Source organism: Cellulomonas sp. T2.31MG-18, assembly GCF_964266755.1.
In the GTDB taxonomy this organism is placed as follows: domain Bacteria; phylum Actinomycetota; class Actinomycetes; order Actinomycetales; family Cellulomonadaceae; genus Cellulomonas.
The window spans coordinates 87461-109155 of sequence record NZ_CAXWGW010000004.1; the positions used below are offsets into that span (position 1 = coordinate 87461).

General features: G+C 73.4%; 19 protein-coding genes, 2 tRNA genes and 1 riboswitch. Of the genes, 10 read left to right on the top strand and 11 right to left on the bottom strand.

Annotated features, from left to right (window positions below):
• Positions 1–140 precede the first annotated feature (140 nt).
• The 8 genes from ACFQTY_RS15110 (at position 141) to ACFQTY_RS15145 (ending at position 11309) form a co-directional block, all read left to right on the top strand.
• Entirely contained in the window at positions 141–1388 is a 1248-nt protein-coding gene (locus ACFQTY_RS15110; RefSeq protein WP_378102043.1) for an extracellular solute-binding protein, read from the top strand.
• 124 nt (positions 1389–1512) lie between these two features.
• Positions 1513–3132, top strand: a complete 1620-nt coding sequence (locus ACFQTY_RS15115) for an ABC transporter permease subunit (RefSeq protein ID WP_378102046.1) — start codon at positions 1513–1515, stop codon at positions 3130–3132.
• A gap of 1 nt (position 3133) precedes the next feature.
• Positions 3134–4063: a sugar ABC transporter permease gene (locus tag ACFQTY_RS15120; RefSeq protein ID WP_378102048.1), complete on the top strand. Its 930-nt coding sequence runs from the start codon at positions 3134–3136 to the stop codon at positions 4061–4063.
• A complete protein-coding gene (locus ACFQTY_RS15125) occupies positions 4060–5931 on the top strand; it encodes a glycoside hydrolase family 13 protein (RefSeq protein WP_378102051.1) in 1872 nt (623 codons plus the stop codon). The genes ACFQTY_RS15120 and ACFQTY_RS15125 overlap by 4 nt, the downstream gene beginning before the upstream one ends.
• A gap of 43 nt (positions 5932–5974) precedes the next feature.
• Positions 5975–7267, top strand: coding sequence for a deoxyguanosinetriphosphate triphosphohydrolase (locus ACFQTY_RS15130; RefSeq protein WP_378102432.1), 1293 nt, complete (start codon positions 5975–5977; stop codon positions 7265–7267).
• Between the two features lie 17 nt (positions 7268–7284).
• Complete coding sequence (gene dnaG, locus ACFQTY_RS15135) at positions 7285–9252, top strand: DNA primase (protein ID WP_378102054.1); 1968 nt, start codon at positions 7285–7287, stop codon at positions 9250–9252.
• A 99-nt stretch (positions 9253–9351) separates the two neighbouring features.
• Entirely contained in the window at positions 9352–10254 is a 903-nt protein-coding gene (locus ACFQTY_RS15140; RefSeq protein ID WP_378102057.1) for an ATP-binding cassette domain-containing protein, read from the top strand.
• Positions 10251–11309 carry an ABC transporter permease gene (locus ACFQTY_RS15145; protein ID WP_378102059.1) on the top strand — a complete coding sequence of 353 codons (1059 nt, stop codon included), beginning with the start codon at positions 10251–10253 and terminating at the stop codon, positions 11307–11309. Before ACFQTY_RS15140 ends, ACFQTY_RS15145 begins: the two co-directional genes overlap by 4 nt.
• 17 nt (positions 11310–11326) lie before the next feature.
• On the opposite strand, the gene ACFQTY_RS15150 is transcribed toward ACFQTY_RS15145, so the two are convergent.
• From ACFQTY_RS15150 to ACFQTY_RS15185, 8 genes are all read right to left on the bottom strand, one after another.
• Positions 11327–12007: a LysE family transporter gene (locus ACFQTY_RS15150; protein ID WP_378102062.1), complete on the bottom strand. Its 681-nt coding sequence runs from the start codon at positions 12005–12007 to the stop codon at positions 11327–11329.
• Positions 12004–12741, bottom strand: coding sequence for a spermidine synthase (locus tag ACFQTY_RS15155; RefSeq protein ID WP_378102065.1), 738 nt, complete (start codon positions 12739–12741; stop codon positions 12004–12006). Before ACFQTY_RS15155 ends, ACFQTY_RS15150 begins: the two co-directional genes overlap by 4 nt.
• A complete protein-coding gene (locus ACFQTY_RS15160) occupies positions 12738–13778 on the bottom strand; it encodes a LacI family DNA-binding transcriptional regulator (protein ID WP_378102067.1) in 1041 nt (346 codons plus the stop codon). Before ACFQTY_RS15160 ends, ACFQTY_RS15155 begins: the two co-directional genes overlap by 4 nt.
• A gap of 44 nt (positions 13779–13822) precedes the next feature.
• Complete coding sequence (galK, locus tag ACFQTY_RS15165; protein ID WP_378102070.1) at positions 13823–15016, bottom strand: galactokinase; 1194 nt, start codon at positions 15014–15016, stop codon at positions 13823–13825.
• Between the two features lie 21 nt (positions 15017–15037).
• The gene (gene galE, locus ACFQTY_RS15170) at positions 15038–16009 is read right to left on the bottom strand and encodes a UDP-glucose 4-epimerase GalE (RefSeq protein WP_378102072.1); all 972 of its coding nucleotides are present in this window, start codon (positions 16007–16009) and stop codon (positions 15038–15040) included.
• Between the two features lie 202 nt (positions 16010–16211).
• Positions 16212–16284 (bottom strand) — tRNA-Asn (locus tag ACFQTY_RS15175).
• A 66-nt stretch (positions 16285–16350) separates the two neighbouring features.
• On the bottom strand, positions 16351–16857 hold the full coding sequence (locus ACFQTY_RS15180) for a hypothetical protein (RefSeq protein ID WP_378102075.1): 507 nt from the start codon (positions 16855–16857) through the stop codon (positions 16351–16353).
• A 72-nt stretch (positions 16858–16929) separates the two neighbouring features.
• A tRNA-Ile gene (locus ACFQTY_RS15185) sits at positions 16930–17003 on the bottom strand.
• A gap of 108 nt (positions 17004–17111) precedes the next feature.
• A riboswitch (cyclic di-GMP riboswitch) is annotated at positions 17112–17187 on the top strand.
• Positions 17188–17205: 18 nt separating this feature from the next.
• Here ACFQTY_RS15185 and ACFQTY_RS15190 point away from each other — a divergent pair.
• Positions 17206–17418, top strand: coding sequence for a BldC family transcriptional regulator (locus ACFQTY_RS15190; protein ID WP_263730281.1), 213 nt, complete (start codon positions 17206–17208; stop codon positions 17416–17418).
• Positions 17419–17508: 90 nt separating this feature from the next.
• Here ACFQTY_RS15190 and ACFQTY_RS15195 read toward each other — a convergent pair whose 3' ends face one another.
• Genes ACFQTY_RS15195 through ACFQTY_RS15205 form a run of 3 tightly spaced genes read right to left on the bottom strand, consistent with a single transcriptional unit; the run spans position 17509 to position 20994 of the window.
• The gene (locus tag ACFQTY_RS15195) at positions 17509–18045 is read right to left on the bottom strand and encodes a TetR/AcrR family transcriptional regulator (RefSeq protein WP_291762353.1); all 537 of its coding nucleotides are present in this window, start codon (positions 18043–18045) and stop codon (positions 17509–17511) included.
• A gap of 13 nt (positions 18046–18058) precedes the next feature.
• On the bottom strand, positions 18059–20191 hold the full coding sequence (locus tag ACFQTY_RS15200) for a YhgE/Pip family protein (RefSeq protein WP_378102079.1): 2133 nt from the start codon (positions 20189–20191) through the stop codon (positions 18059–18061).
• A 47-nt stretch (positions 20192–20238) separates the two neighbouring features.
• A complete protein-coding gene (locus tag ACFQTY_RS15205; RefSeq protein WP_378102082.1) occupies positions 20239–20994 on the bottom strand; it encodes an AAA family ATPase in 756 nt (251 codons plus the stop codon).
• 154 nt (positions 20995–21148) lie between these two features.
• Here ACFQTY_RS15205 and def point away from each other — a divergent pair, with 154 nt between their 5' ends.
• Positions 21149–21637, top strand: coding sequence for a peptide deformylase (gene def / locus ACFQTY_RS15210; protein WP_378102085.1), 489 nt, complete (start codon positions 21149–21151; stop codon positions 21635–21637).
• Positions 21638–21695: the final 58 nt, after the last annotated feature.

Below are 21695 nucleotides of genomic sequence, written 5' to 3' on the forward strand. Positions count from 1 at the left end.
GCCCTGCAAACCGTTGCCTGAAAGTTACCGTAACGAGTTGCTGATGCGATCACAAGCGCGTTACCGTCCCAGCCATCAGGCCATCGTCGGCGGGCGTCCCGTCGGCCGACGGCACGACTTCCACCGAGGAGCACACAACGATGCGACGGAGCATCCCCCTCGCGGCGATCGCCGGAGTGACCCTGGCGCTGGCCGCATGTTCGGGCTCGGGGTCGGGTTCCGGCTCCACCGCGAGCGCCACCGCGAGCGCGAAGCCGACGCTCAGCGGCACCCTGACCATGTGGGTCGACGAGACCCGCATCGACTCCATGAAGCCGATCGTCGACGAGTTCCAGCAGCAGACCGGCGTGAAGGTCGACCTGGTGCAGAAGGTGTCGGGCGACATCCGCACCGACTTCGTCTCCCAGGTCCCCACCGGGCAGGGCCCCGACGTGATCATCGGCGCGCACGACTGGACCGGTGAGTTCGTCAACAACGGCGTCGTCGCCACCGTCCAGCTCGGCGACAAGGCGAAGGACTTCAGCAAGTCCGCCGTCTCCGCCTTCGCGTACAACGGCCAGCAGTACGGCGTGCCCTACGCGATCGAGAACATCGCGCTGGTCCGCAACAACAAGCTCCTCAAGGACACGACCGCGAAGACGTTCGACGACCTGGTGACGCAGGCCAAGACGGCCAACACCCCGTTCTCCGTGCTGATCCAGCAGGGTGACAAGGGCGACGCGTACCACCTGTACCCGCTGCAGACGTCCTTCGGCGCCCCGGTGTTCAAGCAGAAGGACGACGGCTCGTACACCAACGAGATCGGCATGAGCGGCGACGCGGGCACCAAGTTCGCGGCCTACCTGCAGAAGCTGGGCCAGGAGAAGGTGCTCGACGCCTCCATCGACGGCGACAAGGCCAAGCAGGCGTTCCTCGACGGCAAGGCGCCGTACATCATCACCGGCCCGTGGAACACGACGGCCTTCACCAAGGCGGGCATGGACATCTCCGTGCTGCCGATCCCGAGCGCCGGTGGCCAGGAGGCCAAGCCGTTCGTCGGCGTCCAGGGCGCGTTCATCTCGGCGAAGAGCAAGAACCCGCTGCTCGCGCAGGAGTTCGTGGTCAACTTCCTCACCACCGAGAAGGTGCAGACCGAGCTGTACAAGAGCGGTGGCCGCCTGCCGGCCCTCACCGCCGCGGCCAGCAAGGTGGACGACAAGGTGCTCGCCGGCTTCAACGCCGCCGGTTCCACCGGTGCGCCGATGCCGTCCATCCCCGAGATGGGCTCCGTGTGGTCCTTCTGGGGCACCACCGAGGTGCAGCTGATCAACGGCCAGGCGGCCGACCCGGCCGGCGCCTGGACCACCATGATCACCAACATCCAGAACGCCATCGCCACCAAGAAGTGACGCCCGTGACCGGTCGCTGATCGGTCAGGGAGAGGCGGCCGCCAGGCGCCGCCGTCCGGACAGGACCACCATGAGCCGCAGACGACGACGTCACCCGGCCGTCCCGGCCGCCTCGAGGAGCACCATGTCCCACCAGGGAACCCAGGTAGAGATCCCGGACGAGGCGCCCCCGCGCACGCCGTCCGGCCGGCGCACCGGCGTGGGGGACACGTCCCACGCCCGCAGCTGGTCCCGCGGCTTCTTCGTCAAGCTGGTCGTCGTCGCCATCGCCGACGCCGTCAGCGTGTACGGCATCCTCACCGCGGCCGCCGTGCAGTCCTGGGGTGTCGCGGCGTTCCTGCTCGTGGCGCTCGTCGCCATCACGTGGGTGTACTTCTCCCGGCGCGGCCTGCCGGCCAAGTACCTGCTGCCGGGGCTGCTCTTCCTGCTCGTGTACCAGCTGTTCGTGATGGGGTACACCGCCTACGTCGCCTTCACCAACTACGGCGACGGGCACAACTCCACGAAGAGCGATGCGGTCGCCCAGATCCTGGTGCAGAACGAGAAGCGGGTGGAAGGCTCGGCCACCTACCCGCTCACCGTGGTCGACAAGGCCGGCACGGTCGGCTTCGCCGTCGTCGTCGACGGCAAGGCGGAGGTCGGCTCGGCGTCGCAGCCGCTGACCGCGGTGGACGGTGCGACCGTCGACGGCGGCAAGGTGACCGCGGTGCCGGGCTGGCAGGTGCTGGACTTCGCCTCGATCGCCGGCCGGCAGGACGAGATCGTCAACCTGCGCGTGCCGTTCTCCTCGAACCCGGACGACGGGTCGCTGCGCACCCAGGACGCGCAGAACGGCTACCTGTACAGGTCGGCGCTGACGTACGACGCGGCGGCCGACACGATGACGGACACGAGCACGGGCACGGTGTACCAGCCCGACTCGCGCGGCAGCTTCGTCTCGCCCGACGGGACCGCGCTGACCCCCGGCTGGCGCGTCGCCGTCGGCTTCTCGAACTTCACGCAGATGTTCACCGACAGCCGGTTGTCCGGGCCGTTCACCCAGATCCTGGTGTGGACCTTCGTGTTCGCGGGGCTCTCGGTGCTGACGACGTTCGCGCTGGGGCTGTTCCTGGCGATCACGTTCAACGACCCGCGGGTCCGTGGCCGGCGCATCTACCGGTCCCTGCTGATCCTGCCGTACGCCTTCCCGGCCTTCCTGTCCGCGCTGGTCTGGCGCGGCATGCTCAACCAGCGGTTCGGGTACGTCAACGAGGTGCTGCTGGGCGGGGCGAACGTGCCGTGGCTGACCGACGGCACGCTGGCCAAGGTCTCCGTGCTGATGGTGAACCTGTGGCTCGGCTTCCCCTACATGTTCCTGGTGTGCACGGGGGCGCTGCAGTCGATCCCGACGGACATCATCGAGTCGGCGCGGATGGACGGCGCGAGCCCGTTCCGCATCTTCCGGTCGATGACGCTGCCGCTGCTGATGATCTCCGTCGCGCCGCTGCTGATCTCGAGCTTCGCGTTCAACTTCAACAACTTCTCGCTGATCTACATGCTGACCGGCGGCGGACCGAGCTTCACCGGCACCCCGGTGCTGATCGGGCACACCGACATCCTGATCTCGATGGTCTACGCGGTGGCGTTCGGCAGCGGCCTGAAGCAGTACGGCCTGGCGAGCGCCGTCTCGATCCTCATCTTCATCGTCGTCGGCGCCATCTCCTGGTGGGGCTTCCGGCGCACGCGCACCCTCGAGGAGCTCTGACATGGCCGCGACCTCGACCCGGACCGGTACCGTCCTGCGGACGTCGACCAAGCCGACCCGCTCGCTCGAGCACCACGCCCCCGTGCACGGGGTGCGGTGGTGGCGGGAGCTCGGCTGGCGGCACGTGGTGGCCGTCGTCATGGTGGTGGTCTGCGTGCTGCCGCTGCTGTACGTGCTGTCCGCCTCGTTCAACCCGGGAGGGACGCTGACCGGGTCCAACCAGCTGTTCCGGCACGTCTCGGCGCAGAACTACCAGAACCTGTGGGGCCGGTACTTCGGCTCGTGGCTGCTGAACTCGTTGCTGGTGTGCACCGTGACCGCCGTCGGCACGGTGCTGATGGGGGCGGCCGCCGCCTACGCGTTCAGCCGGTTCCGCTTCCGCGGGCGCCGGGGCAGCCTGACGTTCCTGCTGCTGGTGCAGATGTTCCCGCAGATGCTCGCGTTCGTCGCGATCTTCCTGCTGCTGCTCAGCCTGTCCAAGGTGTTCCCAGCGATCGGCGTGAACAGCCAGCTCGGGCTGATCGCGGTGTACCTCGGCGGTGCGCTGGGCGTGAACACGTTCCTGATGTACGGGTTCTTCAACACGGTCCCGCGCGAGCTGGACGAGGCGGCCAAGATCGACGGTGCCACGCACGCGCAGATCTTCTGGACGATCATCCTGCGGCTGGTCGCCCCCATCCTCGCGGTGGTGGGGCTGCTGTCGTTCGTCTCGTCGTACGGCGAGTTCATCATCGCCAAGATCGTGCTGCAGCGGCCGGAGAAGTGGACGCTCGCGGTCGGCCTGTACAGCTGGGCGGCCGACGAGAAGACCGCCCCCTGGGGGCTTTTCGCGGCCGGCGCGGTGCTGGCCGCCATCCCCGTGGTGCTGCTGTTCCAGTTCTTGCAGAAGTACATCGTGTCCGGGCTGACGGCCGGTTCGGTCAAGGGGTGAGCCGGGAACGCACTCGGCAGGTCCCGCGGCACCGGCTCGACCGGCCGCACCACGACGGCTCGGCGCTCCACGTGGCGCCGGGCACCCCGGCGCTCGGCGACGCGGTGCCGGTGCGGGTCCGCGTGCCTGCCCACCGGCCGGTCGACTCGGTGTGGGTGCGCGTGCTGCGGGACGGCGAACCGGTGATGGTGCCGGCCCGCGCGGACGGCGGCGACGGCGACGAACGGTGGTTCACGGCGGATGTCACCGTGCACAACCCCGTGACCGGGTACCGCTGGTTGCTGGACGAGCCCGGCGGCGCGCGGTGGCTGAACGGCACCGGCCTGCACGCCCGGGACGTCACCGACGCCGCCGACTTCCGGCTCTCGGTGCACCCACCGGCGCCGTCGTGGACGAGCAGCGCCGTGGTGTACCAGGTGTTCCCGGACCGGTTCGCCCGCGCCGACGGGTACGACGGGCCACCGGTCGGAGGGCCGTCATGGGCCGAGCCCATGGCGTGGGACGTGCCGCCCGCGGCGACCGGACGCTCCACGGGTCGCCAGCTGTACGGGGGAGACCTCCGCGGGATCGCCCAGCGGCTGGACCACCTCGAGCGGCTCGGGGTCGACACCGTCTACCTCACGCCGGTGTTCCCGGCGCGGTCGGTGCACCGGTACGACGCGACCAGCTTCGACCACGTCGACCCCCTGCTCGGCGGGGACCAGGCGCTCGCGGGCCTGTCCCGCGCGGTGCACGAGCGCGGGATGCGGCTGGTCGGCGACCTGACGACGAACCACACCGGGGCGGGCCACGACTGGTTCGAGGCCGCGCGGGCGGACCGCTCGGCGCCCGAGGCGTCCCTGTACTACTGGACGGACACCGAGCCCGGCTACGTCGGGTGGCTGGGACACCCGTCGCTGCCCAAGCTGAACTACGGCGCGGACAGCACGTTCGAGCGCATGGTGTCGAGCCCGGGCTCCGTGACGGCACGCTGGCTGCGCGAGCCCTACGCGCTCGACGGCTGGCGGGTCGACGTGGCGAACATGACCGGTCGGCACGGGTCGGACGACCTGACGCACCGGGTGGCACGCGAGATGCGGGCGACGATGTCGGCCGTCTCGCCGGAGACGGTGCTGGTCGCGGAGCACTTCCACGATGCGGGGGAGGACCTGCGGGCCGGCGGCTGGCAGGCGGCGATGAACTACGCCGGGTTCGCGACGCCGGTGGGCGGCTGGCTGGTGGACCCGTCGTCCGGCCTGACCATGCCCGGCATGCCCGTACCCCGGCCGCGGCGGCGCGGGAAGGCGATGGTGGCGACGATGCGCGAGGTGCTCGCGGGCGTGCCGTGGTCGGTGGCGGCGCACCAGTGGAACCTCCTCGGCTCGCACGACACGCCCCGCATCCGGACGCTGGCGGGCAGCGCGGCCGCGGTGGAGGTGGCCGCCGGGCTGCTCTTCACGTACCCCGGCACCCCGATGGTCTTCGCGGGGGACGAGGGGGGGCTGACCGGGTCCACGGGCGAGGCGGCGCGGGTGCCGATGCCCTGGGCCGACATCGACGGCGGCGGGTCGCGGTGGGACCGGGGCACGTTCGACGTCTACCGCCGGCTGATCGAGGTCAGGCGGGGCAGCCGGGCGCTGCGCGAGGGCGGTCTGCGCTGGGCGGTGGTGCACGACGACGCGGTGGCGTTCCTGCGCGAGACCGCCGACGAGCGCGTGCTGGTGCTGGTCGCCAGGGGTCGCTGGCCCGGGGCGGCGTTGCCCCCCACCCTCCTGGCCGCGGGCGCGGCGCCCCAGCGGCTGTACGGCGGCGGCGAGCTGGAGGTCCGGCGGGACGGGCTCGTCCTTCCCGGCGACGGACCGGCGGTCCACGTCTGGCGACTGTCCTGACCGGCGCGGTGCCCGGTCGCCTAGGGTTTCCCGCGTGACCGTCGTGCACCCCGCCGTGCCCGGCAACCCGGCCGCCCTCGTTCCCGGCTACGCCGAGCGGGACCTGCAGCGCTGGGTGTCCGAGGGGTCGAAGAACCAGGAGCGCACACCGTTCGAGCGCGACCGCGCCCGCCTGGTGCACTCCTCGGCGCTCCGGCGGCTCGGCGCCAAGACCCAGGTGCTCGGCCCCGCGTCGGACGACTTCGTGCGCACGCGCCTCACGCACACCCTCGAGGTCGCGCAGGTCGGCCGCGAGCTCGGCAAGGCGCTCGGGTGCGACCCGGACGTCGTCGACACCGCCTGCCTCGCCCACGACCTCGGCCACCCGCCGTTCGGGCACAACGGCGAGCGGGCGCTCGCCGACCTGTCCCGGCACATCGGCGGCTTCGAGGGCAACGCCCAGACGCTCCGGCTGCTCACCCGCCTCGAGCCCAAGGTCGTCGGCCCCGACGGCCCGGTCGGCCTGAACCTGACGCGCGCCAGCCTCGACGCCTCGGTGAAGTACCCGTGGCGGTATGGGGAGGGGCCGGTCAGCGCGGCGAGCGGCCGACCGACGCACAAGTTCGGCGTGTACGAGGACGACCTGCCGGTGTTCACGTGGCTGCGCCAGGGGGCGCCGGCCGGCCGCAAGTGCCTGGAGGCGCAGGTGATGGACCTCGCCGACGACATCTCCTACTCGGTGCACGACGTCGAGGACGCGGTGGTCGGCGGCCGGTTCGACCTGGTGGTGCTGACCGACGACGACGAGCGGGCCCGCGTCGTCGAGGCGGTGGAGACCTGGTACGGCGACCAGGTGGACGCCGACGGTCTGCAGGCCGCCATGGACCGGCTGGTCGACGCCGAGCTGTGGACCACCGGCTTCGACGGGTCGCGCGGCGCGCTGGCCATGCTCAAGGACGCCACGAGCCAGCTGATCGGCCGCTTCGCCGCCGCGGCCCAGCGGGCCACCCGCGAGCAGTACGGTCCGGGACCGCTCACCCGGTACGCCGCGGACCTGATCGTGCCGATCGAGACGGTGGCCGAGATCCTCGTCCTCAAGGGCCTCGCAGTCGCCTACGTGATGGCGCCGCGCGAGCTCGAGCCGCTCTACCAGCGGCAGCGCGAGATGCTGGTCGACCTGGTCCGGGTGCTGTCCGAGCGGGCGCCCATCGCGCTCGAGCCGCCGTTCGCCGCCGACTGGGCGGAGGCGTCGGACGACGCCGCCCGGCTGCGGGTGGTGATCGACCAGGTCGCCTCCCTCACGGACGTCTCGGCGGCCTCCTGGCACGCCGACCTGGTCGCACCGCCCTACCGCTGACGACCTACACTTCGCGCGTGGCGGGGCGCATCCGGCGGGAGGACGTGGAGGCGGTCCGCGAACGCGTCCGCATCGAGGACGTCGTCGGTCAGCACGTCGCTCTGCGGCCCGCGGGCGTCGGATCCCTCAAGGGTCTGTGCCCGTTCCACGACGAGAAGTCGCCGTCGTTCCACGTCCGCCCGCAGGTGGGCCGGTACCACTGCTTCGGCTGCGGCGAGGGCGGCGACGTCATCGCCTTCGTGCAGAAGGTCGACGGCCTGGGCTTCACCGAGGCGGTGGAGTACCTCGCCGCCCGGGTGGGTCTGCAGGTGCGGTACGAGGAGGGCGGCGCCCCGCGTCCCGGCGACGAGCCCGGGCGACGACGCCGGCTGCTGGACGCGCACCGCGTGGCAGAGGAGTTCTACCGGGAGCAGCTCGCGGGTCCCTCGGCCGCGGCGGGGCGCCGGTTCCTCGGCGAGCGCGGTTTCGACCGTGCCGCTGCCGACGGCTTCGGCGTCGGGTACGCGCCGCAGGGCTGGGACGGGCTGCTGCGCCACCTGCGCGGGCGCGGGTTCACCGAGCCGGAGCTGATCGCGTCGGGCCTGGTCAGCCAGGGGCAGCGCGGGGTGTACGACCGGTTCCGCGGGCGGCTGGTGTGGCCGATCCGCGAGGTCACCGGCGAGACCGTCGGTTTCGGTGCACGGCGGCTGTTCGACGAGGACAACGGGCCCAAGTACCTCAACACCCCCGAGACGGTGCTGTACCGCAAGTCGCACGTGCTCTACGGCATCGACCTGGCCAAGCGGGAGATCGCCCGCGAGCGGCAGGTGGTCGTGGTCGAGGGGTACACCGACGTGATGGCGATGCACCTGTCCGGCGTCGGGACCGCGGTGGCGACCTGCGGCACGGCGTTCGGCAGCGAGCACGCGCGGATCGTGCGGCGGCTGATGGGCGACTCCGGCGGGGCCGGTGGGGTGCAGCTCGCCGGGGGCGGGTCCGTCGGAGGTGCCGTCGTCTTCACGTTCGACGGCGACGCCGCCGGCCAGAAGGCGGCGCTGCGTGCGTTCGGCGAGGACCAGTCCTTCTCCGCGCAGACGTTCGTCGCCGTCGAGCCCTCCGGGATGGACCCGTGCGAGCTGCGGCAGGCGAAGGGGCCCGACGCGGTGCGGGCCCTCGTCGCGGGGCGGCAGCCGCTGTTCGAGTTCGTCATCCGCTCCACCCTCGCCAGCTTCGACCTCGGTACGGCCGAGGGCCGCGTCGGGGCGTTGCGCGCGGCGGCGCCGGTGGTCGCGGGCATCCGGGACGCCGCACTGCGGCCGGAGTACACCCGCCTGCTCACGGGCTGGCTCGGGCTGGGTGACGAGGCGCAGGTGCGCCGGGCGGTCGCCGCGGCCGGGCGGTCCGCGCCTGCCGGCGACCGCGCCCGGGGCGACGAGCGCTCTCGGGGCGACGGCGACGGACGCGGGGCCCATCCGGGTCGAGAGGTGCAGCCCCCGCCGGCCCCGCGGCTGCCCGTCCCGGACCGGCGCGACCCGGTCGCCTCCCTCGAGCGCACCGCCCTCGAGGTGCTCCTGCAGCTGCCGGCGCTGGTCCCGTCCGACGCCGACGACCTCGGCTCCGACACCTTCACCGTGCCGGCCTACCGGGCGGTGCACGAGGCGCTCCGGGCCGCGGGGGGACCGCAGGCCGGCCGCGTCGTCGCGGCCGGCGGGGACGCGACCGGGTGGGTGGGCCAGGTGATCGAGGAGGCGTCCGAGCCCGTCCGCCCGCTGGTCACCGAGCTGGCGGTGGCGCCGGTCCCGGAGGACCGTGCCGACGCGCTCGCGGACTACGTCCGCGGCGTGGTGCTGCGGCTGGTGGAGATCGGCTGCACGCGGCAGATCGCCGAGCTGCGCGGGCGGCTGCAGCGGATGGACGCACAGGCCGACGCGGCGGCGTACTCCGCCGCCTTCGCCGAGCTCGTGGCGCTGGAGGGTCGGCGCCGCACGCTGCGGGAGAGCGCCTGACGGCTGCGGGGCGTCGGGCTGCGGGCCGACGGGAGCGGTATGGCGGCCGCGAGCCCGACGGGCTGGTGGCCGCGGGGCGGCCGGTGGTGAGGTGGGCCCATGGGCGTCCGCATCGACGTGTCGCACCTGACCATGACCTACGGGGCACTGGTCGCCGTGGACGACGTCTCGTTCGTCGTCGAGCCGGGGGAGTTCTTCGGCCTGCTCGGGCCCAACGGCGCCGGCAAGACCACGGCTCTGGAGGCGATCGAGGGGCTCCGGCGACCCGCCGGCGGGACCGTCCGGCTGGACGGCCACGACCCCTGGCGGCGCGACCCCGCCTTGCAGCGCCGGATGGGCGTGCAGCTGCAGGCGTCGTCCTTCTTCGAGCGGCTGACCGCTCGTGAGCAGCTGCGCACGTTCGGCGCGCTGTACGGCGTCCCAGCCGCTCGTGCCGATCGGCTGCTCGGCACGGTCGGTCTGGAGGACAAGGCGGACGACCGCACCGAGAAGCTGTCCGGCGGCCAGCGTCAGCGGTTGTCGATCGCCTGCGCCCTGGTGCACGACCCGGAGGTGGTGTTCCTCGACGAGCCCACCGCCGCGCTCGACCCGCAGGCGCGTCGCAACCTGTGGGACCTGCTGCGCGGCCTGACCGCCGACGGACGGACCGTGGTGCTCACCACCCACTACATGGACGAGGCCGAGGCGCTGTGCGACCGCGTCGCGATAGTCGACGAGGGCCGGCTGCTGACCGTGGACACCCCGGCCGGACTGGTGAGGGGCCTCGACGCACCGGTGCGGATCACCCTCGCCCCGGGCGCGCTGGCGATGGACCAGGTGCCCGGGATCGGCGGCATCGCGAGCGCCGAGGAGGACGACGGCGGCCTCGTGCTCACCACCCGTGAACCCGCCGCGGTGCTCGGCCGGCTGGCGGCGCGCGGTGCGTTGACGGGGCTGAGCGTCCGCGGCGCGACCCTCGAGGACGTGTTCCTGCAGCTGACCGGACGGGAGTACCGCTCGTGACCGCGCTGCGCTCGCTCACCGCGGCGATGGCGAAGGGCTTCGTCCGCGACCGCATGACGATCTTCTGGTCCGTGGTGTTCCCCCTGATGTTCCTGGTGCTGTTCGGCGGCATCTTCTCCGACCGCTCGAGCCCGCGGCTGGACGTGGTCGCTGTGGGTCCGGTCGCGGTGCTCGACCGGCTGCCCGCTGACGCCCGTGCCCAGCTGGACCAGTCGATCTCCGTCACGACGAGCGACGACCTCGACGGTTCCCTGGCCCGGGTGCGGTCCGGTGCCGCCGCCGCCGTGGTGACGCAGGACGGTCCCACCGTGGACGTGCACTACTCGCGTGCCGACCAGGTGCGCGCCGCCCAGGTGCTCGGCACGTTCCGGGGGCTGGTGGACGCGACGAACCTCGCGGCGTCGGGCGCTCCGCCGGCACTCTCGCTGCGCACCGCCCAGGTCGAGGACACGTCGTTGCGGACCATCCAGTTCGTCACGCCCGGCCTGCTCGGCTGGGCGGTGGCGATGAGCGCGACGTTCGGTGCCGCGGTCAACCTCGTGGCGTGGCGCACCAACGGGCTGCTGCGCCGGATGCGGCTCGCTCCCGTGTCGACCGCGTCGGTGGTGCTCGCGCGCGTCGGGGTCAGCCTCGCCGTCGCGTTCGGTCAGGTGGTGATCTTCCTCGCCGTGGCGGTCGCCTTCTTCGGCCTGAGGCTGACCGGGTGGTGGCCGATGGTGTTCCCGCTGACCCTCGTCGGGACGCTCGCCTTCCTGTCGATCGGCCTGCTCGCCGGTTCGGTGGCCAAGACGGAGGAGGCCGCCGTGGGGCTCGCCAACGTCATCGTGCTGCCGATGGCGTTCCTGTCGGGGTCGTTCTTCTCGCTGGCAGGTGCGCCGGGCTGGTTGCAGGGCGTCTCCCGCGTGCTGCCCCTGCGGTACCTGAACGAGGCGATGCTCGACACGATGGTGCGCGGGAGGGGTCCGTCGTCCGTGGTGCTGCCCGTGCTGGTGCTGCTGGCGTTCACCCTGGTGCTGACCGCCGTGTCGGCGCGGCTGTTCCGCTGGGAGCCGTGAGCGGAGCTGATGCCCCGTCAGCCGCCCGCTGCCGTCGCCACCGCCAGCGCGCCGACCGCCACAGCCCCCGCCGCCGCCGTCCAGCGCCGCGCCCGCGGGCCCGTGAGCACGCCTCCGACGGCCGAACCCGTACCGGCGAGCAGCAGCTGCCAGCAGGCGGAGCCGAGGAGTGCGCCGACGACGAACGCCGCCCGCTGGGGCGGGTTCGTGACTGTCCGGGCGGCCGGACCCGCCACCAGCGCCGCGAAGTACACCACCGTGGCCGGGTTGACGGCCGTCAGGCCGACGACGGTCAGGTACGCCCGCCCGGGTCTCAGAGCTGACCGCTTCTCGGCCGCCGTGGTCGGCGCGGCAGCGGCGGGCCGCCAGGCCGGCCGGGCCAGCACCACCGCCACCGCCGCCAGCACGACGGCGGACGACCACCTCAGCGTCGTGCGGTGGGCCTCGATCAGCGGGGCCAGGGCCGCGCCCGCCACCAGAGCGACCGTCGCGTACGCGCCGTCGACGGTCGCCGCACCGAGCCCTGCCGCGGCGCCCACCCGCCACCCGCGCTGGGCGGCGACCATGACGATCAACGTCGAGACGGCACCGACCGGCACCGCGATCGCCAGCCCGGCCACGACGCCGGATGCGAACGCCGTCGCGAGCCCGCCGGGGGTTCCGGCGAGCGCCGCGACGGTGCTCAGCAAGCCGCTCATCGTCCGCCGACCGCGACGGCCAGGTACAGGGCGTACTCCAGGTCCCGTCCGTCGCGCCGCACGGCCGAGGTCACCTCCCGGCAGTCGGCGCCGGCGGTGCGCAGCGCGTCGGCGAGGGCCGGCGCCCGGTCGGCCGACCACACGGCCAGGACACCGCCCGGCGCCAGCAGGTCCAGCGCGGTGCGCAGGAACCGCGGCTGGTAGACGGCCGCGTTCGACGGATGGATCAGGAAGCCCGGGCCGTTGTCGACGTCCAGCAGCAGGGCGTCGAACGAGCCGGACCGCATCCTCGGCAGCAGGTCGACCACGTCGCCCACCGTGACCGTCAGGCGGGGATCGCTCAGCGCAGCGGCGGGCAGCGGCAGCATCCCGGCGCGCGCCCACTCGACGATCGCCTCGTGGAGCTCCACGACGTGCACGGTCGCCACCCGTGGGTCGGCCAGCAGCGCCGCCGTCGTGAACCCCAGGCCGAGCCCGCCCACCAGCACCCGGGCCTCAGGACGCCCGCCCGGGTCGCCCTCCTCGAGGCCCTGGCCGTCGTCCCCCTGCCAGCGGTCGAGCGCCAGCCGCGCGAGGGCACGTTCCGTCCCGGTGTCGACCGTGTCCATCGCGAACACCCCGTCGACGATCAGCTCGGTCACCGCTCCCCGCCGCGCGAGCGCCACCTCCGCGCGCTCGTCCTGCGCCCGTGCGACGACGACGCGGTGCACCTCCCGCGCGTCCGGCGTCCTCACGACCCGGTCCCGGGCCGGGGAGGGGCGGTGCTCGCACGGACGGCCAGCGGGGCAGGCACCACGACGCGCTCGGCGCCCAGCTCGGACCCGTCCCGGATCTGCCGCACCAGCAGCTCGACCAGCGCGGCGCCGACCTGCTCGAAGTCGTGCACCACCGTGGTCAGCGGTGGCCACAGGTAGCCGGCGAGCGGGATGTCGTCGAAGCCGACCACCGACACGTCGTCGGGCACCCGTCGTCCCGCCTCGAACAGGGCGCGCACCACACCGACCGCCATCTCGTCGTTGGCGGCGAAGACGGCGGTCACGGACGGGTCGAGCGCCAGCCTGCGGCCGGCCTCGTACCCGGACTCGGCGCTCCAGTCACCCACCTCGGGCGGGGGTGTGCCGACGCCGGCCGTCGCGCACGCCGCGCGCCACGCGTCGCGGCGCAGGCGGGCCGGCACCGAGTCCTCGGGACCGGCGACGTGGTGGACCTGAGGGTGCCCGAGCGCCAGCAGGTGCTCGACGGCCGACCGCGCACCGGCCGTCTCGTCGGCGCCCACGGTGGCGTGCCGACCGACCTGACGCGGATCGGCGACCACGACCGGGAGGTGGGACGGTAGCGCCAGCGTCTCGGGGGTCGCCGTCTCCGCGCGGATCACCACCAGCCCGTCGACGGCCTGGTTGTCCAGCCGCTGCACCGCGTCGCTCACGTCGTCCGGCGACGGCGTCAGCACGTCGACCAGGGAGACCGTGAAGCCCTCGCGCCGGGCCGCCTCGACGACCGCCTCGAAGATCCGCGTCTCGCCGGTGCGTGGCAGGCGGTGCGCCACCACCCCGATCGCCTGGAAGCTGCCGTACCGCAGCGCCCGCGCCGCGTGGTTGGGGGCGTAGCCGAGGCTGGACATCGCCTCGAGCACCCGCGCCCGCGTCCCGGGCCGGACGGAGGCCGAGCCGTTCGACACCCGGGACACCGTCTGCAGCGAGACGCCGGCGAGGCGCGCGACGTCACCGATGGACGCGCGGCCGCCTCGGCCGGAACCGGTCGGGCTGGGCATGTGCCGAGCATAGGGAGGCTGCGGGGCACCCTCCGCCGTGCTGCTCAGACGACCCGGGACCCCGGTGCGGCGGTGTCCGCCACGAGGAAGCCCGGCTCACCCCACCCGCGTGCGGCGTAGGCCGCCGAGACGGCATCGGCCACCGCGGCGACGTCGACGGTCCGGACCAGGGCGATCGCCGACCCGCCGAAGCCCCCGCCGGTCATCCGTGCGCCGAGGGCCCCGGCCGCCCGAGCGGTCTCCACCGCTACGTCAAGCTCCTCGCACGAGACCTCGTAGTCGTCGCGCAGCGAGGCGTGCGACGCGTCCAGCAGCGGACCGGTGCCGGCCAGGGCCCCCGAGCGCAGCAGCGCGACGAACTCGCGGACGCGGGCGATCTCCGTGACGACGTGCCGTGTGCGGGCCCGCTCGACGGGGTCGGTCAGGACGAGCAGTGCCGCGTCGAGGTCGGTGACCTCCCCCAGCGAGCCGAGCCCCAGCTTCTCCGCGGCGGACTGGCACTGCTGCCGACGCAGCCCGTACTGCCCGTCGTTCAGGCTGTGCGGCGCCCGGGTGTCGATCACCAGGATCGCCAGGCCGTCGGCCGCGGGAGCGAACGGGATGTGGTCCACCGAGAAGTCCTGGCAGTCCAGCAGCAGCGCGTGGTCGGCGCGGGACCGCAGGCTGGCCGCCTGGTCCATGCCGCCGGTCGGTGCGCCGGCGATCTCGTTCTCCGCCCGGACGCACGCGGCCGCCAGGTCGGCACGCGCCGCATCGTCCAGCGGACCGACACCGGCCAGCTCGCGGACCGCCAGCACCACGGCGCCCTCGATCGCGGCCGACGACGACAGCCCGGCACCGAACGGCACGCAGGACGTGACGGCCGCGTCGAAGCCGCGCACCGGCACGCCCTCGTCGCGCAGCACCCACGCCGGACCACCCGCGTAGGCGGTCCACCCGGTCGCCCGGCCGGGCCCGAGGTCGTCGAGCGACCCCTCGAAGACGGCCCCGGGCGCCTGTGCCGAGACCAGCCGCACCCGGTCGTCGTCCCGCGCCCGGACCGCCGCGAACGTGCGGTGCGGCAGCGCGACCGGCAGGCAGAGCCCGGCGTTGTAGTCGACGTGCTCACCGATCAGGTTGATGCGTCCGGGGGAGGCCCACACACCGTCCGGCGGGGTGGCGAACGTCTGCGTGAAGAGCTCGGAGGCGCGTGCGGCGCCGGTGGGGTCGTCCCAGGAGGGCTGGATGGCGCTCGACATCGGTGGCGGCGTCCTCTCGTGTCAGTCGGTGGTGGGGTGGGTCTGACGCGCGTGCCACGCGCTCGCCACCATGTCGGTGAGCGTGCGGTGCGGGTCCCACCCGAGGTCGCGCGTGGCGAGCGCCCCGGAGGCGACGATGCGTGCCGGGTCACCCGCACGGCGCGGGCCGACGACGGGCTCGAACGGAGTCCCGGTCACCTGCGCGATGGCCGTCATGATCTGCCGCACCGAGACGCCGTCGCCGGCGCCGAGGTTGTAGACGGGCTGCAGCGGGGTGCCGGCGGACAGCGCCTGCGCGGCCGCGACGTGGGTCTCGGCCAGGTCCTGCACGTGCACGTAGTCGCGCACGCACGTGCCGTCGGGCGTCGGGTAGTCGTCGCCGTTGACCACAGGGATACGGCCGGCCAGGAGCGCGTCGAACACCAGGGGGAACAGGTTGTGCGGCGACGTGTCCACCAGGTCGCCGTGGCCCGATCCGACCACGTTGAAGTACCGCAGGGACGTGTGCCGCAGTCCGGTCGCGGTCGCCTGGTCGGCCAGCAGCCACTCGCCGATCAGCTTGCTCTCGCCGTAGGGCGACTCCGGCCGCGTCGGGGTGGTCTCGGTGACGACGTCGACGTCGGGCGTGCCGTAGACCGCCGCCGACGAGGAGAAGACGATCGCCGTCACGTCGGCCGCCGCCATCGCCTCCAGCAGGTGCGCGGTGCCGGTGACGTTCTGCTCGTACGTGTGCAGCGGGCGCTGCACGGAGACGCCGGCGTACTTGAACCCGGCGAGGTGCACGACTCCCTCGACGCCGTGCTCGCGCAGCGTGCGCGTCACCAGCTCGGTGTCCAGCACGGAGCCGACCACCAGGGGAGTCCCCGCGCTGACGAACCGTCGGTGCCCGGAGGAGAGGTCGTCCAGCACCACGGCCTCGACACCGGCCGCCTGGAACGCCCGAACCACGTGCGAGCCGATGTACCCGGCACCGCCGGTGACCAACCACGTCATGCGCGTTGCGCTCCGTCTCGAGGTCGACGCCGTCGTCGAGGCAGCCGCGCCCCGCCGGCACCGGGCCGGGACGACGATGTGCACGCCCCGTCTGCGGTGCGTGGCAACGTTAACACGGCCCCGGTCGCGGCCGGATGAGACCTGTCCGGGACAGCGAAGAACCCCCACCAGGCAGCTGCCCGATGGGGGTTCGTGAGCGTTGCTCCCCCGACTGGACTCGAACCAGTAACCCTCCGATTAACAGTCGGATGCTCTGCCAATTGAGCTACGGGGGATCGCGGGCAGAACTGTATCAGCCGGCCGGCGGCGTCCCGACACGCAGGAGGCCCTCCCGGTGCCGGTCAGCGGAGCCCGGCGGCCTCGCGCACCCGCGCCTCGGCCTCGTCCAGCAGACGTCGCACCTGCGGGTCGGACAGGTCGACGCGCGGGCCGCCCAGCACCTGCGTGAACAGCTCGCCGTCCTCCCCACGCCGCAACGCCACCTGCACCTGCCCGCCACCGGGGACCGTCACGGTCGTCGCGTGCACCACCGACTGCTGGACCCGCTCGCGGAACGTGCGGGCGAACGCCTTCCCGTCGGCGTCCTCGGGCAGCTCGATGGCCGCCGTCGCCCCTGTCACCCAGTGCACCGTCAGCGTGTGGCTGGCGGTGTCGAGCGTGCCCCGCTCGATCGCCGACCACGGGACGTGCGCCACCTCGCCGACGACGGGCACCAGGTGCAGCGCCCGACGGCTCGCCACCGCCCACCGCTCGTCGGTCATCCGCACGGCGACCAGCAGGGCGTCCCCGTGCGTGAGGGCGAGCCGCTGGCGGACGTCGGCGGGCGGACGGTGGGAGAGGCGGGGCATCGATACCTCCGTGCGTGCCGGCTGCGGGGACGCGGGGCGGCGTCGCGGGCGGCGCCGTGGGTGGGTGGCGGGTGGGGCAGGTGGGGCTTGAACCCACGACCGACGGATTATGAGTCCGCTGCTCTGACCGGCTGAGCTACTGCCCCTGGTGCGAGGGCAGGCTACCGCTGTGCACATTTCACCCGGTATCGGGGGTGCGTGGAGAGGGCGGTTGTTGCGCAGATGTCCTGTTTTCGGGCATAGTCCCCCCTGTCAGCGAAAAACGGCAAACCCACCGCAAGGCGGGGACGCAAAGCCACGGGACCCACGCAGGTCAGCCGAGCTACCGAACGACAAGGAGTGCCACAGATGGCAACCACCCACACCACGCTCCCGCAGGGCGCACTCCTCACCCCTGGTGAGGTCGCGGTCATGTTCCGGGTCGACCCGAAGACCGTCACCCGCTGGGCGCAGGCGGGCAAGCTCTCCGCGGTCCGCACGCTCGGCGGGCACCGCCGCTTCCACGAGGACGAGGTCCGTCAGCTGCTCGAGGGTGTCCCGCAGCAGCGCGTGGCGGACTAGCCTCCCGGTCGCGTCGACCGAGATCCCGCACAGCAGTCGAACGCCGGTGGTGACCGCGAAGGTCACCACCGGCGTTCGTGCGTCAGCGGGTCACCGGATGGTGGCGAGCACGGCGTCCCGGACGTCCTCCAGCGAACGCTCCGGCTGGAAGACGAGCCACTCGAGGCCGGTGATCACCGTGGCACCGAACAACGCGGCCGCGGTGAGCGTCGCGTCCCGCTCGGGCCACGCCTGCGCCACCACGGTCCGGAACGCGCCGATCGAGTCCTCGCGGATGTTGCGGATGGACTCCTGCCACTGACGTCCCGTCCGGAACACCTCCGCGACCGCCAGCTTGGCGAAGTCGGGGTGGTCGCGGATGTGCACCAGCAGCTGCGTCACCATCGCCTCGACGGCCGCCCGACCCGTCAGCCCGTCGCTCGCCGCCTGCAGCGCGGCCGTCAGCCGGGCGACGCCCTCGGCGATGATCGTCTCGAAGAGAGCCGACTTGCTGCCGAAGTTGTAGAACACGCTGCCCTTGGCCACGCCCGCGGCCGCCGCGATGTCGTCGATCGAGGTCGCGGCGATGCCGCGGTCCGCCACGAGCGCGAGTGCTGCCGAGACGATGTGGTCCCTCGTGGCCGCCATGTGCGGAAGCCTGTCAGATCGACAGCACGGGGTGCAGGCGTGACAGCGTCCACGTGCGCATCCGACCGGCGCGCCACGCCGTGATCGCGAGCGACCCCACCAGCACCCCGACCAGCACCAGCACCGCGACCAGCAGCCGCCCGTCCGCACCGCCCGTGATCACCTCACGCAGGCCGCTCACCGCATAGCTCATGGGCAGCCACGGGTGCACCGCCTGGAAGAAGGCGGGGGTGGTCTGCACCGGGTAGGTGCCGCCGGAGGAGGCGAGCTGCAGCATCAGCAGCGCCAGGACCGCCACCTTGCCTCCGGCCGGACCGAGCACGGCCACCAGCATCTGCTGCAGGGCGAGGAACGCCGCGACGACGAGCAGGGTGAACGCGACGATGCCCACCGCGGATGCCGGCTGCAGCCCGACCCCCCAGTGGATGACGGCGAGCATCACCGCGACCTGCGCGACGCCGATCACCATCGCCGGCAGGAACCCGGCGAACGTCGCGCGCCAGCCCGACGCCGGTGTGGCCAGCGCTCGTGAGGGCAGCGGGCGCAGCAGCAGCCAGGTGATCAGGGAGCCGACGAACAGCGCCAGCGGGATGAAGAACGGCGCGAACCCCTCGCCGAAGCCGGCGGCGGCGTGCACGTCGGTGCTCGTCAGCCGGACCGGCGTGCTGAGCGTCGCGGCCCGCCTCGCCTGCGTCCCCGGGTCGTCCGCCGGGATGGACGAAGCGCCGCTGTGCAGCGCGTCCGCCAGCGTGGCGGAGCCGGCTCCGAGCTGGTCCGAGCCTGCGGCGACGCGCGAGGCTCCGGACGCCAGGGTGCTCGTACCGCCGGCGAGCGTGGTCGCGCCCGTCGCGAGCGTCGCGGTGCCGGCGGCGAGCTGGTCGGCACCGGCCGCGAGGTCGTGCGCCCCGGCGGCGGCCGACACCGCTCCGCCGGACACCTGCGCCGTCCCGCCGGCCAGGGCGGCGGCACCGGAGCTGAGCTGCGACGCAGACGTGCTCAGCGTGCCCAGTCCGGAGCTGAGCTGACCCGCACCGCCTGCGACCTTGGTCGCACCCGCCTGCAGCTGGGACAGCTGCTCCGTGGTCTGCGCGATCTGGGAGGCCGAGGGCAGTGCGGCGGCGTCCTTCTGCATCCCGCTCAGGAGCGCGGCCGCGGTCGGGTCCACCGGTGCCCGGGCGGCGAGGTACGTCATGACGGAGGACAGGCCCCCCGACAGGTCTCCGAGCTGCGTCGTGAGCGCGGACACCTGTCCCGCGGTGCTCGTGACGCCGGCGGACACCTGCGCCGCGCCGGTGGCGAGCGCGGTCGCCGACGTCGCCGCCGTCGTGCTGCCGTCGGCGAGCCGGGCAGCACCGGCGGCGAGCGTCCGTGCCCCCGAGGCGGTGGCCTGCGCGCCGGTGGCGAGCGTCGAGGTGCCGTCGGCCAGGGCGTGCGCCCCCTTGTCGAGCGTGGCAGACCCGCTCGCTGCTGCCGCGCTGCCGGAGGCCAGGCTCGCGGCGCCCCCGGCCGCGGCATCGGCACCGGAGGCCACCTGGTGCGCGCCCGACGACAGCGTCCCGGCCGCCGCCTGCAGCGTCAGCGCACCGTCCGACGCACGGGCGAAGCCGTCACGCGCCGACCCGAGCCCGACCAGCACCTGGTCGGCCGCCTGCTGACCGATCGTCGCCCGGACGGCGTCGGACACCTGCGCCATCGCGCTGCGGCCGAGCGTGGTGGCGAGGAACGAGTTGGTGTCGTCGTACGTCACCTGCAGCTGGGCGGGGTGCGGCTCGCTCCCGCCGGCGGACACGACGGAGGCGGAGAAGTCGGCCGGGACGGTGAGCGCGAAGTAGTAGCGGCCGTCCCGCACACCCGTCGCGGCGTCCCCGGCGTCGGTGCGCACCCACTTGAGCGCCTTGGAGTCGACCAGCGCCGTGGTGACCTCGTCTCCCGCGTGCACCGGTGCGCCGTCGCGCACGGCGCCGGCGTCGGAGTTGACCAGGGCGACGGGCAGGCGGTCGAGGTGCCCGGTCGGGTCCCAGAACGCCCACAGGTAGAGGGCGCCGTACAGCAGCGGCACCAGCACCATCGCGGCGATCGCGAGCTTGGGCAGCAGCCCGTGGCGAAACCGGCGCAGCTCGGTGCCGGTGGAGGTGAGGGAGGTCATCGCAGTCCTCGGGAGGGTGGTCGGGGGTGTGGCGCGGCAGATGGGGGTCAGGCGGCGGCGGGCACGGCGTGCGGACCCGAGGAGAGCGCCACCCGCGTCGGTGGCGACGTCCACTGCATCCGCGCGAGCTCGTCGAACGAGGCGACGGCGGCGACGACGGTGGTGCCGGACGCCGTCAGCGCCTCGAGGCAGCCCCACACCGTCTGGCGCCGGGTGCTGTCGTGGACCTGGTCGACGTCGTCGACCAGCAGGAGGTCGGGTGCCTGCGCCATCGCCAGCGTGACGCGCAGCAGCATGGCGTCGACCTCGTCGAGGTCCCAGACCAGGGTGTCGACCTGGGGGAGCGGCCGCGGTCCGAACACCGGTGCCGCCAGCCGGCCGAAGGCGGCCTGGTCGACCCGCGGCGAGCGCGCCCACCACGGTCGCAGCCACGCCAGCCGTTCGCGCACGGTCGCACCGACCGTCACCGAACCGTCGAGGTCGTCGATACCGGCGAAGCCCGCGACGGCGGCCCGTCGCTGCACCGCCCGCCGCCGACGGGGGAGCGGCTCGCCCAGGACCTCCAGCTGCGACCCGGCGTCGGGCACCATGCGGCCCGCCAGCGTGAGCAGCAGGCTGGACCGCCCGCCGCCCTGCGGCCCTTGCACCACGACGAGGCCGCCGCTCGGCAGCTCGAGGTCCAGGGGTCCGTAGACGGTGCCCCTGCTGCCGTGCAGCGCGAGTCCCGTGGCCCGTACGGCAGGCGGTACCTCCCTGGGCGCGGACGCGACGGCGGTGGGCAGATGGCGTGCGTCGGTGTTCACGGAGCCTCTCTCACACTGACCAGTCAGTACAAAGACACGGTACCCCGCGCAAGCGGCAGGACTCGCGCCTCGCGTCGTCTGGTGCGTCACATCCGGGCGGCGACGCAGTCGGGCGGCTCACCGGCGCCGGGTCGCTTCATGGGAGGATCGAGCCATGGCCCTGCGTGAGATCCGGATCGTCGGCGACCCCGTGCTGCGCACCCCGTGCGACCCCGTGACGACCATCGACGCCCGTGTCCGCGGGCTGGTGGAGGACCTGCTGGAGACCGTCGACCAGGAGGGACGTGCCGGCCTGGCTGCCAACCAGATCGGCGTCAGCCTGCGCGCCTTCTCGTGGAACATCGACGACGAGATCGGCTACGTGCTGAACCCCGTGATCGTCGAGCTGTCGGAGGACGAGTACCAGGACGGCGACGAGGGCTGCCTCTCGGTGCCCGGCCTCTGGTACCCCACGCGGCGCGCCTGGTACGCGCGGGTGGTCGGTACCGACCTCGACGGCCACGAGGTGGTGGTCGAGGGCACCGAGCTCATGGCCCGCGCCCTGCAGCACGAGGTGGACCACCTCGACGGGATGCTGTACCTCGACCGCCTCGAGCGGTCCGTCCGCAAGAAGGCGATGCGCGCGATCCGCGAGCAGCTGTAGCCGCTCGGAGCGGGGCGCGCCGCGCTCGCGCTGGCGCTGGCGGCGTGTCGTCAGGCAT

Excerpts from the sequence above, each read along its gene's own strand:
- ACFQTY_RS15110 (WP_378102043.1), top strand. The coding sequence starts at position 141 with ATGCGACGGAGCATCCCCCTCGCGGCGATCGCCGGAGTGACCCTGGCG.
- ACFQTY_RS15115 (WP_378102046.1), top strand. The coding sequence starts at position 1,513 with ATGTCCCACCAGGGAACCCAGGTAGAGATCCCGGACGAGGCGCCCCCG.
- ACFQTY_RS15120 (WP_378102048.1), top strand. The coding sequence starts at position 3,134 with ATGGCCGCGACCTCGACCCGGACCGGTACCGTCCTGCGGACGTCGACC.
- ACFQTY_RS15140 (WP_378102057.1), top strand. The coding sequence starts at position 9,352 with ATGGGCGTCCGCATCGACGTGTCGCACCTGACCATGACCTACGGGGCA.
- ACFQTY_RS15150 (WP_378102062.1), bottom strand. The coding sequence starts at position 12,007 with ATGAGCGGCTTGCTGAGCACCGTCGCGGCGCTCGCCGGAACCCCCGGC.
- ACFQTY_RS15160 (WP_378102067.1), bottom strand. The coding sequence starts at position 13,778 with ATGCCCAGCCCGACCGGTTCCGGCCGAGGCGGCCGCGCGTCCATCGGT.
- galK (WP_378102070.1), bottom strand. The coding sequence starts at position 15,016 with ATGTCGAGCGCCATCCAGCCCTCCTGGGACGACCCCACCGGCGCCGCA.
- galE (WP_378102072.1), bottom strand. The coding sequence starts at position 16,009 with ATGACGTGGTTGGTCACCGGCGGTGCCGGGTACATCGGCTCGCACGTG.
- ACFQTY_RS15180 (WP_378102075.1), bottom strand. The coding sequence starts at position 16,857 with ATGCCCCGCCTCTCCCACCGTCCGCCCGCCGACGTCCGCCAGCGGCTC.
- ACFQTY_RS15190 (WP_263730281.1), top strand. The coding sequence starts at position 17,206 with ATGGCAACCACCCACACCACGCTCCCGCAGGGCGCACTCCTCACCCCT.
- ACFQTY_RS15195 (WP_291762353.1), bottom strand. The coding sequence starts at position 18,045 with ATGGCGGCCACGAGGGACCACATCGTCTCGGCAGCACTCGCGCTCGTG.
- ACFQTY_RS15200 (WP_378102079.1), bottom strand. The coding sequence starts at position 20,191 with ATGACCTCCCTCACCTCCACCGGCACCGAGCTGCGCCGGTTTCGCCAC.
- def (WP_378102085.1), top strand. The coding sequence starts at position 21,149 with ATGGCCCTGCGTGAGATCCGGATCGTCGGCGACCCCGTGCTGCGCACC.